Origin of the sequence: Salinisphaera sp. C84B14 (genome assembly GCF_040361435.1) — a bacterium.
Taxonomy (GTDB): Bacteria; Pseudomonadota; Gammaproteobacteria; order Nevskiales; family Salinisphaeraceae; genus Salinisphaera.
Genome location: NZ_APNL01000008.1, coordinates 50,100 through 65,466 on the forward strand (window position 1 = coordinate 50,100; position 15,367 = coordinate 65,466).

Annotated in this window: 15 protein-coding genes; 6 read left to right on the top strand and 9 right to left on the bottom strand. The window is 62.9% G+C overall.

Going from position 1 to position 15,367, the window contains the following annotated elements; translation table 11 throughout:
* Positions 1–16 precede the first annotated feature (16 nt).
* The 3 genes from sufD to sufB form a co-directional block, all read right to left on the bottom strand.
* Positions 17–1,345: a Fe-S cluster assembly protein SufD gene (gene sufD, locus C84B14_RS08600; RefSeq protein ID WP_353223356.1), complete on the bottom strand. Its 1,329-nt coding sequence runs from the start codon at positions 1,343–1,345 to the stop codon at positions 17–19.
* Entirely contained in the window at positions 1,342–2,103 is a 762-nt protein-coding gene (gene sufC, locus C84B14_RS08605) for a Fe-S cluster assembly ATPase SufC (protein WP_348765545.1), read from the bottom strand. The genes sufD and sufC overlap by 4 nt, the downstream gene beginning before the upstream one ends.
* 82 nt (positions 2,104–2,185) lie before the next feature.
* Positions 2,186–3,673: a Fe-S cluster assembly protein SufB gene (sufB, locus tag C84B14_RS08610; RefSeq protein WP_348765544.1), complete on the bottom strand. Its 1,488-nt coding sequence runs from the start codon at positions 3,671–3,673 to the stop codon at positions 2,186–2,188.
* A gap of 200 nt (positions 3,674–3,873) precedes the next feature.
* On the opposite strand from sufB, the gene C84B14_RS08615 reads away from it, so the two are divergent.
* The 3 genes from C84B14_RS08615 (at position 3,874) to C84B14_RS08625 (ending at position 5,161) form a co-directional block, all read left to right on the top strand.
* Positions 3,874–4,314 carry a DUF3015 family protein gene (locus tag C84B14_RS08615; protein WP_348765543.1) on the top strand — a complete coding sequence of 147 codons (441 nt, stop codon included), beginning with the start codon at positions 3,874–3,876 and terminating at the stop codon, positions 4,312–4,314.
* Between the two features lie 125 nt (positions 4,315–4,439).
* Complete coding sequence (locus C84B14_RS08620) at positions 4,440–4,883, top strand: acyl-CoA thioesterase (RefSeq protein ID WP_353223359.1); 444 nt, start codon at positions 4,440–4,442, stop codon at positions 4,881–4,883.
* A 2-nt stretch (positions 4,884–4,885) separates the two neighbouring features.
* Positions 4,886–5,161: an Rdx family protein gene (locus C84B14_RS08625; protein WP_348765541.1), complete on the top strand. Its 276-nt coding sequence runs from the start codon at positions 4,886–4,888 to the stop codon at positions 5,159–5,161.
* Positions 5,162–5,450: 289 nt separating this feature from the next.
* On the opposite strand, the gene C84B14_RS08630 is transcribed toward C84B14_RS08625, so the two are convergent.
* The 3 genes from C84B14_RS08630 to C84B14_RS08640 form a co-directional block, all read right to left on the bottom strand.
* On the bottom strand, positions 5,451–5,873 hold the full coding sequence (locus tag C84B14_RS08630) for a DUF3293 domain-containing protein (protein WP_353223361.1): 423 nt from the start codon (positions 5,871–5,873) through the stop codon (positions 5,451–5,453).
* A gap of 72 nt (positions 5,874–5,945) precedes the next feature.
* On the bottom strand, positions 5,946–8,411 hold the full coding sequence (locus C84B14_RS08635) for an acyl-CoA dehydrogenase (protein ID WP_353223363.1): 2,466 nt from the start codon (positions 8,409–8,411) through the stop codon (positions 5,946–5,948).
* A 13-nt stretch (positions 8,412–8,424) separates the two neighbouring features.
* The gene (locus C84B14_RS08640) at positions 8,425–9,075 is read right to left on the bottom strand and encodes a TetR/AcrR family transcriptional regulator (RefSeq protein ID WP_353223365.1); all 651 of its coding nucleotides are present in this window, start codon (positions 9,073–9,075) and stop codon (positions 8,425–8,427) included.
* Positions 9,076–9,375: 300 nt separating this feature from the next.
* On the opposite strand from C84B14_RS08640, the gene C84B14_RS08645 reads away from it, so the two are divergent.
* Complete coding sequence (locus C84B14_RS08645; protein WP_348765537.1) at positions 9,376–9,816, top strand: acyl-CoA thioesterase; 441 nt, start codon at positions 9,376–9,378, stop codon at positions 9,814–9,816.
* Between the two features lie 16 nt (positions 9,817–9,832).
* Here C84B14_RS08645 and C84B14_RS08650 read toward each other — a convergent pair whose 3' ends face one another.
* Positions 9,833–10,459, bottom strand: coding sequence for a nitroreductase family protein (locus tag C84B14_RS08650; protein ID WP_353223367.1), 627 nt, complete (start codon positions 10,457–10,459; stop codon positions 9,833–9,835).
* A 17-nt stretch (positions 10,460–10,476) separates the two neighbouring features.
* Positions 10,477–11,859, bottom strand: a complete 1,383-nt coding sequence (gene purB / locus C84B14_RS08655) for an adenylosuccinate lyase (RefSeq protein ID WP_348765565.1) — start codon at positions 11,857–11,859, stop codon at positions 10,477–10,479.
* Positions 11,860–12,129: 270 nt separating this feature from the next.
* Between purB and C84B14_RS08660 the strand changes: the two genes are divergently transcribed.
* Together C84B14_RS08660 and C84B14_RS08665 are read left to right on the top strand one after the other, a co-directional pair.
* A complete protein-coding gene (locus C84B14_RS08660; RefSeq protein WP_348765535.1) occupies positions 12,130–13,521 on the top strand; it encodes a class II fumarate hydratase in 1,392 nt (463 codons plus the stop codon).
* Positions 13,522–13,808: 287 nt separating this feature from the next.
* On the top strand, positions 13,809–14,312 hold the full coding sequence (locus C84B14_RS08665) for a hypothetical protein (RefSeq protein WP_353223369.1): 504 nt from the start codon (positions 13,809–13,811) through the stop codon (positions 14,310–14,312).
* A 48-nt stretch (positions 14,313–14,360) separates the two neighbouring features.
* Here the strand turns inward: C84B14_RS08665 and C84B14_RS08670 are convergent, their stop codons facing one another.
* Complete coding sequence (locus tag C84B14_RS08670; RefSeq protein WP_353223371.1) at positions 14,361–15,335, bottom strand: integron integrase; 975 nt, start codon at positions 15,333–15,335, stop codon at positions 14,361–14,363.
* Positions 15,336–15,367: the final 32 nt, after the last annotated feature.

Below are 15,367 nucleotides of genomic sequence, written 5' to 3' on the forward strand. Positions count from 1 at the left end.
GGTTGACCCGATGTATTCAGGCGAGGTCGGCGTAGCCCTGTCCGCCGGGTAGCTTGGACAGCAGCGCGGCTTCCACGAACCGCTCGACCGGCGCGATGCCGACTTTCTGTACCAGCGCGTTGGCGAAGCTGTAGGTCAGGATCGCCCGGGCGCCGTCATCGGCCACGCCGCGGCTCTTGAGATAGAACACGGCGTCCTCGTCGAGCTGCCCCACGGTGGAGCCGTGCGCGGCCACCACGTCGTCGGCATAGATTTCCAGTTCGGGCTTGGCATCCACCTCGGCCTTGTTGGACAGCAGCAGGGCATCGCAGCTCAGATCCGAGTCGGTCTTCTGGGCATCCTTGCGAATCAGGATTTTCCCGTTGAACACGCCGCGGCCGTGGTCGGCCAGCACGCCCTTGTAAATCTCGCGCGATACGCTGTGTTCGGTGTCGTGATCCACGCAGGTGTGGTTGTCCATATGCTGACGCCCGGTCGGCACGTAAACACCGTAGAAATGTACTTCCGCGTTGGGATCCACCAGATGCGTGTGGGTATCGGTACGCGCCAGGCGACCGCCCAGGTCGAAGCCATGGTTGAACACGCGGCTGTCGCGCGTCTGGTGGGCGAAGAAGCTCGCCGTGTGATAACCGCGGTCGGATTCCTGCTGTACGCGACAGCGGGTGAGCTGGGCGTTCTGGCCCATCTCGGCCTCGGTCACCACGTTGGTGAAGTAGGCTTTTTCACCCAGGCCCACGTAATGTTCGATGACCGTGGCCTGGCTGCCGCGCTCCATCACGTAGCGATGACGCACCTGCGACATGCGGTCTTCGTGGCCGCCGCTGGAGAGCGTGATCACGTGGATCGGCTTGTCTGCGGCCGCATTGGCCGCGACGTGTACATAGGCGCCATCGGTAGCGAACGCGGCGTTCATGTCGGAGAGGCTGCCCGGCTGCGCGTCGATGGCGGCCGATTTCACGCGGGCGTCGTCGTTGTCGTTGAGATACTGCGCAAACGACTGCACCTGCACGCCCTGCGGCAGGCCGTCGAGCGACGACAGCCGCGGGTTGAAGTGGCCGTCCACGATCACGATGCGATAGGCGTCCAGATCGGCCGGCAGGAAGGCGGCGAGGGCGTCCTGGGATACGTCGCCGGCCTCGGAGCTGGCTTCGAAACGGCGTTTTTCCACCGGGCGCAGACTGGTGTACTTCCAGTCTTCCTGGCGCGTATCCGGAAAGCCGGCATCGGCGAAGGCCTTGAGCGCGTCCTTGCGGGCCCGCTGGTTCGCGTCGCTGCCCGGCAGATCACGCTCGAGACGGGCGTACTCGGCCAGATAATGGTCGATAAGCGGCGCGATATTGCTCATGACGAGGCGGTCTCGCTATCGGTTTCCAGGTTCACGTAGCCTTGCTCTTCGAGCGTGTCGGCCAGTTCCGGCCCGCCCGAACGCACGATGCGTCCGTTGGCCAGAACGTGCACCCGGTCGGGCACCACGTGCTCGAGCAGGCGCTTGTAATGGGTCACGAGAATGGTGGAATGCTCGGGCGAGCGCAGCCGGTTGATACCGTCGGCGACGATCTTCAGCGCGTCGATATCGAGCCCGGAGTCCGTTTCGTCGAGAATGGCCAGGCTCGGCTCGAGCATGAGCATCTGAAAGATCTCGTTGCGCTTCTTCTCGCCGCCCGAGAAATCCTCGTTCACGCCGCGCTTGGCCATATCCATGCTCATGCCGACATGGCCGATCTTTTCGTTGACCAGCTGCATGAACTCCATCGCTTCGATCTCGGGCTCGCCGCGGTACTTGCGGCGCGCGTTCAGGGCCGCGCGCAGCAGGTAAAGATTCGACACACCGGGAATCTCCACCGGGTACTGGAAGCCCAGGAATACGCCTTCGCAGGCGCGCTCGTCGGCTTCGAGGTCGAGCAGGTCCTTACCCTTGTAAGTCACGCTGCCGCCGGTGATCTCGTAGTCCTCGCGGCCGGCGAGAATGCTGGCCAGGGTGGATTTGCCCGAGCCGTTCGGGCCCATGATGGCATGGACTTCGCCGGCGGGAATCTCGAGATCGATGCCGCGCAGGATCGGCTTGCCCTCGACCTCGGCCTGTAGGTTCTTGATGGAAAGCATAGAGTGTTTTTAGCGGTTGAACGTGGCAGGCCCGCGCACATGGCGCGGGCCCGATATTCTTGTGCCGGGCTGTCGGTAACGACTAGCCGACGGCGTTCTCGAGCGTGACGTTGAGCAGCTTCTGGGCCTCGACGGCGAATTCCATCGGCAGCTCCTTGAAGACGTCCTTGCAGAAGCCGTTGACGATGAGGTTGACGGCGTCTTCTTCCGACAGGCCTCGCTGCTGGCAATAGAACATCTGGTCTTCGCCAATCTTGGAGGTGGTGGCCTCGTGTTCAAGCTTGGCGGTCGAGTTCTTGGTTTCCACGTACGGGAAGGTGTGTGCCCCGCACTTGTCGCCAATCAACAGCGAATCACACTGCGTGAAGTTACGGGCGTTGTCGGCGCTCGGCAGGATCTTGACCAGTCCCCGATAGGACTGCTCGCCGCGCGCGGCAGAAATACCCTTGGCGATGATCGTGGACTTGGTGTTCTTGCCCACGTGGATCATCTTGGTGCCGGTATCGGCCTGCTGCATGCCGCGAGTCACCGCCACCGAGTAGAACTCACCCACCGAGTTGTCGCCGGTGAGTACACAGCTCGGGTACTTCCAGGTAATCGCCGAGCCGGTTTCTACCTGGGTCCAGGAGATCTTGGAGCGCTCGCCGCGGCATTCGCCGCGCTTGGTCACGAAGTTGTAGATGCCGCCCTTGCCGTTCTCGTCGCCCGGGTACCAGTTCTGTACCGTCGAGTACTTGATCTCGGCATCGTCTTCGGCAACGAGCTCGACCACGGCTGCGTGCAGCTGGTTTTCGTCACGCTGGGGCGCGGTGCAGCCTTCCAGGTAGCTCACATGGCTGCCTTTCTCGGCGATGATGAGCGTGCGCTCGAACTGGCCGGTGTTCTCCGCGTTGATACGGAAGTAGGTCGACAACTCCATCGGGCAGCGCACGCCTTCGGGGATGTAGACGAACGAGCCGTCGGTAAACACCGCCGCGTTCAGGCCGGCGAAGAAGTTATCGCCGCGCGGCACCACCGTGCCCAGATGTTTCTTGACCAGCTCGGGATGTTCGCGGATGGCTTCCGAGATGGAGCAGAAGATCACGCCGGCCTCGGCGAGCTTGTCCTTGAAGGTGGTCGCCACCGACACGCTGTCGAAGACAGCGTCGACCGCGACGTTGCTCCTCTTGGTCGGATACTGCGCGCCTTCCACGCCGGCCAGCATTTCCTGCTCGTGCAGCGGAATGCCCAGCTTTTCGTAGGTCTCGAGCAGCTTGGGGTCGACCTCGTCCAGGCTCTTGGGCTTGTCCTTGGCGCTCTTGGGCGCGGAGTAGTAGGAAATCTTCTGGTAGTCGATTTCCGGATAGTGCAGGTGCGGCCACGTGGGGGCACGCATCTGTTTCCACTGCCGAAAGGCTTCGAGGCGCCATTCCAGCATCCACTCCGGCTCGTCCTTCTTGGCCGAGATGAAGCGAATCACGTCTTCGTTGAGGCCCGGAGCGACGGTATCGGACTCCAGGTCGGTAACGAAGCCGGCTTCGTACTCGCGCTCGGCGACCAGTGTTTCGACGTCTTCCTGATGTGCGGCCATAGCGATTGGATCGTTCGAAATTACGCGTTTAATGACGCAAGTATAACGTGAATCGGCGGTCGCCCGGCGGCATCCATACCGATACCGATGATAGTGGGGGTCTATTGAAAGTCTTCAAGACATTGGCAGCGCCAACATATTGCGGACGACCGGGTTTATCGATTTAATGGTCGCTCACCATCTATACAAGGGAGTTCCATATGCGGCCTATGATTCGTCTGGGGGCATTGGCACTGGCGGGCACGGCGCTGGCCGGCTGCTCGCAGATCACGATTACGTCCGACACCATCGTCGACGGCACGGCCCGTATCGCCGATGCCACGACCAACGCAGTGCAGGGCACCAGCAACGTCACTACGAACACGGCCAACGACGTGGATGCGCGCACCCATGCCGCACGGCGCGAATTCGTGGGCTCGCAAATGGCCATGATCAAGCGTGAAGCGGCGCGCGGCCAGGGCGAGAACCTGGAAACGCTGGCGTACATGATGCACGCCGAAGACACCCAGGCCTTCGAGCAGCAGGTGCAGGCCAACTACCAGGCGCTGTTTGCATCCGATGCCGATGCCGACCAGTGGCTGACCCGTCTTTACGACGTCATGGGCACGCCGCCCGATATGGCGCTCGCTTCCGCAGGCTAAGCGCACTGCGCGACACGGCGGCCGGCATGTACGCATGCCGGCTTTTTTTATGCGCGTGTGGCCTGCAAGGCCATCACGAGCTAGGCTAGCGGGCGATTTAAAACCACTGCCGCGAGGTTGGCGCGATGGCGCGCACGGACAACTGGGACATTGCCACGCCGTTCGTGGCCCGCTTCGAAGTCGATGCGTCGCATATCGACCGGCTCGAGCATATGAACAACGCCGTCTACCTGACCTTCATGGAACAGGCGGCCTGGCAGCACACGGAAGCCCTGGGCATCGGCTGGCAGAGCTATGTCGATCTGGACGCGGCCTGTGTGGTGCATCGCCACGAGCTGGACTACCTCATGCCCGCCCACCTGGGCGACGAACTCGAGGTGGCCACCTGGATTGCCGAAAACGACGGCCGGCTCACCATGTGGCGTGCGTTTCAGTTTCGGCGCGTAGGCGACGGGCGGACGGTATTCCGGGCCCGCACCCATTACGTTACGGTCAAGCTGTCGAACGGGCGCGCCCGACGCATGCCGCAGCTGTTCGTCGACGCCTACCGACCCGCGGCCGACGCCTAGCCATGGCCGCGCCGCGTGTGGAAATCCATTTCTGTCCGGGCTGTCGCTGGCAGGCACGCGCGGCCTGGATGGCTCAGGAACTGCTCACCACCTTCGGCGAGGCACTGGGCGAAGTCGCCATCGTGCCGGCCGCCTCGGGCGTGTTCGAAATCCATCTCGACGGCGAACTGCTGCACTCGCGCAAGCGCGACGGCGGTTTCCCCGAAACCAAGCCGATCAAGCAGATGATCCGTGATCGTATCGATCCGGCGCGCGGACTGGGCCACACCGATCGTTGAGGCGGCCAGGCGCGCAGCACGCCGGACCAAAAACGCCAAACCGCTGGCATAGCTCGCGCTGCGCACCCGCGCCGGACTATTGATCCGGCATCCGAACAGCCGACTGCGCCAGCTGTTTTCAACGCGATCAAGACAAACGCCGGCAGGTGTCCGTCGCCTAATCCTATGGCTTCACGACGGCTGGACGTGGCGCGCGTGCTTTCGCACAGGCGCGGTTATAAGCCGCAAAATCATCGATTGAATAATCTATTTCTGGACCGGGGGAGTCGCTAGCCGGGCGAACGACCTGTCAGCCACGCAGCCAGACCAGCGCCGCGGGTTCATTCGCTGTGATCTGCACCATCGCCGCTTGTTCAAGTCGGCATGCCATGGCGCGGACTTCATGTTCCTCGACGCCGGCGACGAGCACGCCGGGTTCGTCCGGCCACTGGCCGGTCGGGTCTTGGTTGACGGTGTCCAGCCACGCCGGCGCGCGGCGTTGAGCCCAGTCGCGTAGCAGGCCATCGCGGGCCCGGTTCTCGGCGGGCTCGGCTTTCCGGGCGTTGGGGTTATAGGCGGTGATCAGCCAGGCGCAACGGACGAGCGCGCGTTGCGACAACCACTCGGCCACGGCGGGCGGGCAGGCGGAGCCGATTCGAATCACGTGGCTGTGGCCATCGAGAAAAACGCGATAGTGGGTCGCTTCGAACGCGGCGCTCAGATCGTCGGACATGAAAAAGGCCCGGGTGAAATCACCCGGGCCTTGTACCGCAGAAGCGGTGCGCGTGTCAGCCGGGATTGCCGACTAGGCGACGCGCGATTCCAGACGCTTGTCCTCGTGCTTGTGGTTCACCGGATCCCGCAGGTATTCCTTGGTGAACGCATCGGTGAGGATGGCGTCGTAGCGCAGGTCGTCGTATTCCTTGACCTTGCGGGCTTCGGTATCCGTGAGCACGCCGTTGGCGACGGCCGACTTGAGCTGTGCATCCACGGTGAAGCCTTCGGCCTCGCCCTTGGCCACGGCCTTGGCGAACTTGTCGTAGACCGATTCGACCTCCACGAGCTTGTTGAAGGCCCGCTCCATCCGGCCGGTGGCGCTGTTGGCGCTCGTGCCCAGATAGATGTTCGCGGTCATGCGATCGCGGAAGGCCGAGGGTTCCAGAATGGCGTTGCCCAGGGCGTTGATGAGCTTGTCGCTCGCGCCCTTGTGGCGACGACCGGTCGGGAACACCAGCACCCGCATGGCACCGCCCACGAACTTGTTCGGGAAGTTGCGGAAGAAGCCGTCGAAGGACTCTTCGATCTTGTGCAGGCATTCGTCCATCACGTACTGCAGATGGGCGATATCTTCCGGCTCTTCCTTGCCTTCGTCGTAGAAGTACTTGAGCGTGGCCGAACCGAAGTAGAGCTCGGAGAGCACGTCACCGAGACGCGCCGAGAGCAGTTCCTTCTTCTTCAGCTCGCCGCCGAGCATGCCCATGGTGATGTCCGAACAGATCGCCAGCGCCGAGGAGAACCGCTCGAGCTTGCGATAGTAGGGCGCAGCTACGCCGTCCACGGGCGCCTTGGCGGTGATCGAACCGGACAGGCCGAAGGTCAGCGTGCGTGCAGCACGGTTGACCGAATGGCCCACATGCGACCACAGCAGGTGATCGAACTCGTCCAGATCGTCGTTGCGTGCGGCTTCCATTTCCGGGAAGACGAACGGATGGCAGCGGATCGCGCCCTGGCCGAAGATCATCAGGCTGCGGGTGAGAATATTCGCACCCTCGACCGTGATCGCGATCGGCACCGACTGATAGGAGCCGAACAGGTAGTTGCGCGGACCCTGCTGAATGCCACGACCGCCGTGGACGTCCATGGAGTCGTTGACGATCTGACGCATCCACTCGGTCATGTGGTACTTGGCCATGGCCGTGACCACCGACGGGGTGCACTGATCCACACCGGACGCGGTGAAGATACGTGCGGCTTCCATCTTGTAGTTCAGGCCGCCGATACGGGCGGTGGCTTCCTGCACACCTTCGAACTTGCCGACCGGCACCTTGAACTGGCGACGGATGCGGCCGAAGGCACCCGTCATGCGATAGGCGGTCTTCGACGCAGCCGAGGACAGCGCCGGCAGCGAAATGCCGCGACCGGCCGACAGGCACTCGACCAGCATGCGCCAGCCACCGCCGGCCTTTTCCTTTCCGCCGATGATGGCATCCAGCGGCACGAACACGTCCTTGCCGAAGATCGGGCCGTTCATGAAGGCACCCGGCGCATGGCGGGTACCGATTTCCACGCCCGGCTCGTCGGCCGAGATCAGGGCACAGGTAATGCCGTATTCGGTCTTGTTCTCGTCGCCGAGCAGGCCTTCCGGGTCATACAGCTTGAACGCCAGACCGATGACCGTGGCCACCGGGGCCAGGGTGATCCAGCGCTTGGAGAAGGTGAGCTTCATGCCCAGCACTTCCTTGCCGTTGTACTCGCCCTTGCAGACGATGCCGGTATCCGGGAGTGCGCCCGCGTCGGAGCCGACTTCCGGACCGGTCAGGCCGAAGCAGGGGATTTCGCTGCCGTCGGCCAGGCCGGGCAGCCACTTCTGCTGCTGTTCCTTGGTGCCGTAGTGCACGAGCAGTTCGCCCGGGCCGAGCGAGTTCGGCACCATCACGGTCACGGCCGTGGTCAGCGAGCTCGAGGCGATCTTGGCCACGATCGTGGACTGGGCGACTGCCGAGAAACCAAGGCCGCCGTGCTCCTTCGGGATGAGCATCGCGAAGAACTTGTTGTCGCGAATATACTTCCAGCCTTCTTCGGGAATGTCCTTGAGCTCGGACATGATTTCCCACTCGTCCAGCATGGCGCACAGCGTTTCGGTTTCGTTATCCAGAAACGACTGTTCTTCCGCGGTCAGCTGGGTGCGCTTGAAGTCCAGCAGGTACTGCCAGTCGGGCTTGCCGCGAAACATCTCGGCTTCCCACCAGGTGCTGCCGGCTTCCAGCGCTTCGCGCTCGGTGTCCGACATCGGCGGCAGTACCGCCTTGAAGCCCTTGAAGACCGGCTTGGTTACCAGCTTCTTGCGCAGGCTCTTGGTATTGAAGATGGCCAGAATTGGCACGAAGATCACCGCCGCGGCGATAACCCCGGGCCAGCCAATGGCGCCGACCGCGGCCAGGGCCACGAAATAAACAACGACCGCAGCACTCCAGACCGCCAGTGACGCGCCGACATACGCCAGCGTCCAGACGGCCGCGATCGCGACCAGTATCGATATCAAAGCTGTCATAACAACCTCCCGTTTAAAAACCTTGGCCGCCGCTGCTGGCAGGCCATTCCGGCACATCCGGCGCCGGCGTGTTATTGGCGGCGTCGAGCTCTGAAGGCATCAAACTCACCATCAGAAACCGCACATATTCAGCGAACGCGGGCTCGTCGGCGTTCGGCCATTCATCCGGCAGATCCCGGCGGATCTGCAGTGAGCCCAGAAATACCGAGAACGTCATCAGCGCCCAGCGGCGCGCGTTCTCGGCCGACAGGCCCAATGCGGCGTAGCTGTCGATGATGAAATCGAGCCGCCGCTTGGAAACGCGCTCCACGTAATCGCGCACGAAAGCCGGCTTGGTCGCGCTGGATAGCGCGCTATAGATACGGCTGGCCTTCTTCGACGTATTCACTTCCGTGATCAACCGCTTCACCCGCGCACGAGGGTCTGTCTCCTGTTGTACGCGGTCCAGCACTTCGTCGGTTTCACGCGCTTCCCAGCGTTGCAGGGCGGCCACGAGCAATGCTTCCCGATTGGGGAAGTGCCAGTAGAAGCTGCCCTTGGTCACGCCGAGATCGCGCGCGATCGGTTCGACCGCGACGCCTTCGACGCCGCGGCGACCGATCGCGTCGAGCGCGGCTTCGGCCCAATCGTTTGCGGTGAGCATCACTTTCTGCGATTTCGTCATGCGGCGCTGCACCAATAAGACTTGCGTATAACTTCGCGCATATGCGGCGGCGTGTCAATACGCCAGCGTATGGAAAAGAATTTCATCGTGCGGCCGATACAGAATGCGGCCGATACAGGGAAGGCCGTACACAAGCAATGGTTGTCGTCAGCAGGGCCGCTGGGCGACGATAGCGCCCCGCTCAAGGCGGGCGCGGGATGTGGCCGTGGTCTGGCGAGTGCAGACGCGGCAGCGTTCGTGTTGGAGTCGGGCGGGCCGATGGCCCGTTAGCGACCGATCTGAAGTTTTTGCGGAGCCTGCATGCGTCAACCCACCCGTTCCGATTTCGTTCACTACGTGCCGATCCGCGTGAAGTGGGGCGAAATGGACAGCCTCGGCCACGTGAACAACACCGTGTTCTACCGCTACTCGGAAGACGGTCGGATCGACTATATCCACATGATTTCCGACGGCGGGGATACGCAGACCAGCGACGGCCCCATCCTCGCCGACCTGCGCTGCAGCTTTCGCCAGCAGCTGCGCTTCCCGGCGGACGTAGAGATCGGCACCCGCGTCAAGCGCATTGGCCGCAGTAGTTTCGAGCTGGAACAGTGCCTGTTTTTTGCCGAAACCGAGGACGTGATCGCAGTCTACAACACGGTGGTGGTGTGGTTCGACTTCGGCGCCCAGACCAGCATGCGCGTGCCCGAAACCATTCGGGAGCGCATTCGCGAATACGAAGCCGTGCCGCCGGAGGAATAAGCCGGCGCTGCGACGCCTAGTCGGCGTCGTGCTCGCTTTCGGGGAAGCGATCGCGCATGAGTACGTCGTCGAGCGCGAGCTGGCCGCTGCGCGGATGCGCGCCTTTCAACGTCTTGCCGATGCAGATCATCATGCAGATGCGATGGTCCGGCGGCAGGTTGATCAGATGCCCCACGCGCTTGAAGTCGAAGCCGTCCATGGGGCAGGAGTCGTAGCCCATGGCACGGGCGACGAGCATGGCGGTCTGGGCGGCCATGCCGCAGGAGCGCATGCCTTCATCGCGCTGCAGGCATTCGTCGTCGCGATAGAAGTGCTTGATCTCGCGGACCATGCTTTCGGCCACCGCCGTGGGGGCGTTGCGCCAGTAGCGCTCCGGTGACTTGGCCCAGCTTTTCAGGTCCAGGCAGAGCACCAGCAGCAGCGAGCATTCCGTCACCTGGGCCTGATCCCAGGCGGCCTTGCGGATTTCGGCTCGCAAGGCGTCATCCTCGACGGCGACGAAACGCCAGTTCTGGATATTGAACGCCGTGGGCGAGAGCAGCACGTGCTCCATGAGCTCGCGCACTTCGTCTTCGGCCATACGATGGTCCGGATCGAAATGGCGCACCGAGCGGCGCGTGGCGATGGCTTCGAATACATCCATAAATCAGCCCTGCGAGGTTAGCCCTGCGTGCCGCGAATGGCGCGCGCCTGTTCGGGCGCATTGCCCACGTAGTCGTGCGGACGCATGGCCTTGAGCCGCGCCTTGTCGTCGGCCGGAATATCCAACGATTCGATGAAGTCGCGCATGGCGGTGGCGTCGATCACCTTGCCCCGGGTGAGTGCCTTGAGCTGTTCGTAGGCGCCGCTGATGCCGCGAATCCGCATCACCGTCTGTACGGCTTCGGCGAGCACGATCCAGTTGTCTTCCAGATCGGCGTCGAGACGGGCCGGGTTGGCTTCGAGCTTGTTGATGCCCTTGAGCAGCGAGGCGTAAGCCACGCCGCCGTGGGCCAGGCCCACGCCCAGATTGCGCAGGACGGTGGAATCGGTCAGGTCGCGCTGCCAGCGCGAAATGGGCAGCTTGGCGGCCAGATGATCCATGATCGCGTTCGCCAGGCCCAGATTGCCCTCGGCGTTCTCGAAATCGATGGGGTTCACCTTGTGCGGCATGGTCGACGAGCCCACCTCGCCCTCGACCGTGGCCTGCTTGAAATAGCCCAGCGAAATATAGCCCCAGATATCCTTGGCGAAATCCAGCAGCACCGTGTTCACGCGCATGAGCGCATGGAAGAACTCGGCGATGAAATCGTGCGGCTCGATCTGCGTGGTCGCCGGGCTGACTTCCAGATTCATGCCGCGAATGAAGCGGGTGGCGATGCCCGGCCAGTCCGCGTTCGGGTAGGCCGCGAAGTGGGCGTTGTAGTTGCCCACCGCGCCATTCATCTTGCCGAAGATGGTCACTTCCGCCAGCAGGGCGCGCTGGCGCGTGAGCCGCTGCACGAACACCGCCATTTCCTTGCCCAGCGTGGTGGGCGAGGCGGACTGGCCATGCGTGCGCGAGAGCATGGGCGTATCGGCATGGGCTTCGGCCAAGGCCGAAATCGCCTCGATCACGCGATCGATGGCCGGCAGCAGGTTGTCGTCGCGGGCATCGCGCAGCATCTGCGCATAGGCGAGGTTGTTGATGTCTTCCGAGGTGCAGCCGAAGTGGATGAACTCGTTGACGTGCGCGATTTCCTCGACGTTCTTGATCTTGTTGCGCAGGTAGTACTCCACGGCTTTGACGTCGTGGTTGGTGGTGTCCTCGATGGACTTCACCTGCTGGCCTTCGTTGATATCGAATTCGTTGACGAGGCTGTCCAGAAATTCGGTCGCCTCGGCCGAGAACGGCTCGATATCGCCGACCTCGGGTTCCGCTGCCAGGGCCTGCAGCCAGCGAACCTCCACGATCAGGCGATACCGGATCAAACCGTATTCGCTGCAGATCGAGCGCAGATCCCAGGTTTTATCCGCATAGCGGCCGTCGATCGGCGAAATCGCGGAGAGTGCGGTGAGTTGCATGGCCATGAGCAGGTGTTTCCGTTGTGTAACCGTCGATCGCAGCGGCTGCGTAGCACCGGGCCGGGGCAGGCTGCCAGCGTGCAAACGCCGCAGCCGCCGCCGTGCCTTGGCAGGTGGGCCGCCGGGCGATCGGAGGTTGCAATAGTCGGTGATAGAATCGCGGATTCTACCGAATTCATTCGTGGTGCGTGGCCTCGTTCACGCATGAGCGATTTCATCCCGGTCCGGGCCACGCCCGGCCGCCAAGCCTTGAAAACGAAGGAGCACTCGATGGCCGCAGATAACGATTACCGGATCGAAAAAGACAGCATGGGCGAACTCAAGGTGCCCACCGATGCGCTCTGGGGCGCGCAGTCGCAGCGTGCGGTCGACAATTTTCCGATCTCGGATCTGCGTGCGCCGCGCGCCATGATCAACGCCCTGGGCCTGATCAAGGCGAGTGCGGCCGACGTGAACCGCGACCTGGAACTGCTCGACGGCGATATCGCCCAGGCCATCATCGACAGCGCCACGGCCGTGGCCGAAGGCCAGTACGACGATCATTTCCCGGTGGATATTTTCCAGACCGGGTCGGGCACCTCGACCAACATGAACACCAACGAGGTGGTCGCCCATCTGGCCACCGAAGCCGCCGGCCAGACCGTGCACCCGAACGACCACGTCAACATGGGTCAGTCGTCCAACGACGTGATTCCGACCGCCATTCACGTGGCGGCCGTCATCGAATGCGAACGCAAGCTGCTGCCGGCACTCACCCACATGCGCGACACGCTGCGCAAGAAGGGCGAAGAGCTCTCGGAGGTCGTCAAGACCGGGCGCACGCACCTTATGGATGCCATGCCGGTACGCTTTGATCAGGAGCTGGGCGGCTGGGCAGCACAGATCGATTCCGGCATCGCCCGCGTGGAAGCGGCGCTGCCGCGCATGCGCCGGCTGGCCCAGGGCGGCACCGCCGTGGGCACGGGCATCAACGCCCATCCCGAATTCGGCGAGCGTTTCGCCAAGGCCATCGGCAAGGCCAGCGGCTGCCGCTTTGAAACCAGCGGCAACTACTTCGAGAGCCTGTCGTCGCAGGACGCGGCGGTCGAACTGTCCGGCCAGCTCAAGACCATCGCCGTCTCCATGATGAAGATCGCCAACGACCTGCGCTGGATGAACTCCGGCCCGCTCGCCGGTCTTGGCGAAATCCAGCTGGAAGCGCTGCAGCCCGGCTCCAGCATCATGCCTGGCAAGGTCAACCCGGTGATTCCGGAAGCCGCGGCCATGGTCAGCGCCCAGGTCATCGGCAACGACAGCACGATTACCGTCGCCGGCCAGTCCGGCAACTTCCAGCTCAACGTCATGCTGCCGGTGATCGCCTACAACCTGCTGCAGAGCATCGAGCTGCTGGCCAACACCAGCCAGGTCATGGCCGACAAGGCGATTGCCAGCTTCACCGTCAATCAGGCGAACCTGGACGATGCGCTGTCCAAGAATCCGATCCTGGTCACCGCGCTCAACTCGGTGATTGGCTACGACAAGGGCGCGGCCATCGCCAAGCAGGCGTACAAGGAAGGCAAGCCCATCAAGGAACTCACCCTGGAGCAGACCGACCTCAGCGAAGAAGAGATCGACCGTCTGCTTGACCCGGCCGACCTCACCAAGGGCGGCATCAAGAAATAGGGCGGTTTACGCTCGCTATGGGAAGGCCCGCTTCGGCGGGCCTTTTTTATGCGCGCAATAGTTGCCGTGGGGCGAAATCGACCGCCATTCGAACCAAATATCCCACTTTATACGGATGGAACCCGCGCAATTCGGGCTTCACCCTTCGCACTCGCTGAGTAAACCGCAGCCTGCGGTATTGCCAGCCCCGGCCAGCCCTGCACCCTTGTGCGCCGCGCCCGTGCCGGCTTCCAACGAACACCCATACCGCAGCGGCCGTGGCGCCGCGCGGCCAAGAGGAATAGAACATGTACAACGAACGTATGCTCGTCGGCGACCTGTCGCCGCCGCCCACCAGCGGCGATATGGACGACTGGCCGGATCAAGCGCCCTTCGTCCTAGAGAATCACGAACCCCGTGGCGCACTCGTGCTGCTGGTCGCTCTACGGCGGCTGCCATCGCTCGGCGTCTTCATGGCCGGCTTCGCCTATAGCGTGATCTGCGTGATGGCGGGCCTGAGCCATGCCAACGCCGGCGTCGATGTCTGGGTACTCATGCCCGGCATCGTGCTGGCCCTGTTATCCGTTGTGAACCTGGTCAGCAAACGCCTGGTGCAGTATCTCGACTGCTGCCCGACAACGCCCGAGCGCGTCAGCGCGCTCAAAGCCCGCGCCGCCCGCCACGACGTTGCCGGGCCGATGACCGACGCGCAGGCACGCACCAGCGACTGCTGGCGCGTCGGCCACGTACGCCAGGCCCATGCCGTGCTCGATCGCATGGACGTCGTGGCGCGTCATGGCGTCGCTAACTGAAGCGCGCGTGCGCATTCCATACCGACGCGCCCCTCGGACGGTGTACGGTTAGGCGTCCAAGGGGCTGACTACGCCGCGGCCGCCGCGCTTGAGCACGTAGGTATAAAGCATGGTCGTCTGCACGTTCTTATGCCCGAGTAGTTCCTGGACCGTACGAATATCGCTGCCGCGTTCCAGCAAATGCGTTGCGAAGGAATGTCGCAATGTATGGCAACTCGCCTTCTTGTCGATGCCCGCCCGGCGAACCGCACGCTTCACCGACTGTTGCAGGCCTTTTTCATTCACGTGATGCCGCCGCGTTGCGCCCGAACGCGGGTCTGTAGACAACCGCGAAGACGGGAATACGTACTGCCAGGCCAGCTCGTGCTCTGCGTTGGCATACTTCGTTGCCAACGCGGTGGGTAGATACACCGCGCCATAACCGGCCTTGAGATCGTCCCGATGCAGGCAGGCCACGTAATCGAGCTGCGCCTTCAACTCGGCGGTCACCGACGTGGGCAGGGGTGTCACCCGATCCTTGGCGCCCTTACCGTCGCGCACCACGATCTGCTGGTAACCGAAGTCCACGTCCTTCACGCGAAGACGAATAACCTCCATCAACCGCAGGCCCGAGCCGTAGAGCAGCGACGCCATCAGCTTGTAGGTGCCCTCGAGCTGGGCGAGCAGCTGGCCCACTTCCTGGGGGCTTAATACCTCGGGGATACGCTCAGGGCGTTTTGCACGCACGACATCGTCCATCCACGGCAGGTCGATTTCGAGCACTTGCCGGTAGAGATACAGAATCGCATTCAGCGCCTGATTCTGCGTCGAGGCAGCCACGTGACGATCGACCGCCAGATGGGTCAGATAAGCCTCAATCTCGGGCTTGCCCATATCCTTCGGATGACGCTTGTCATGGAACAGAATGAAGCGCTTGATCCAGGCAAGGTAAGTTCTCTCGGTCCGCAGGCTGTAATGGCCCAGACGCAGTCGATCGCTAACCTGATCCATCAGCTTGCGAGGGCGCTTTGCTAAATCCGTCATTGCTTCACACCCTGCGGGGTATAGCGTTTCAG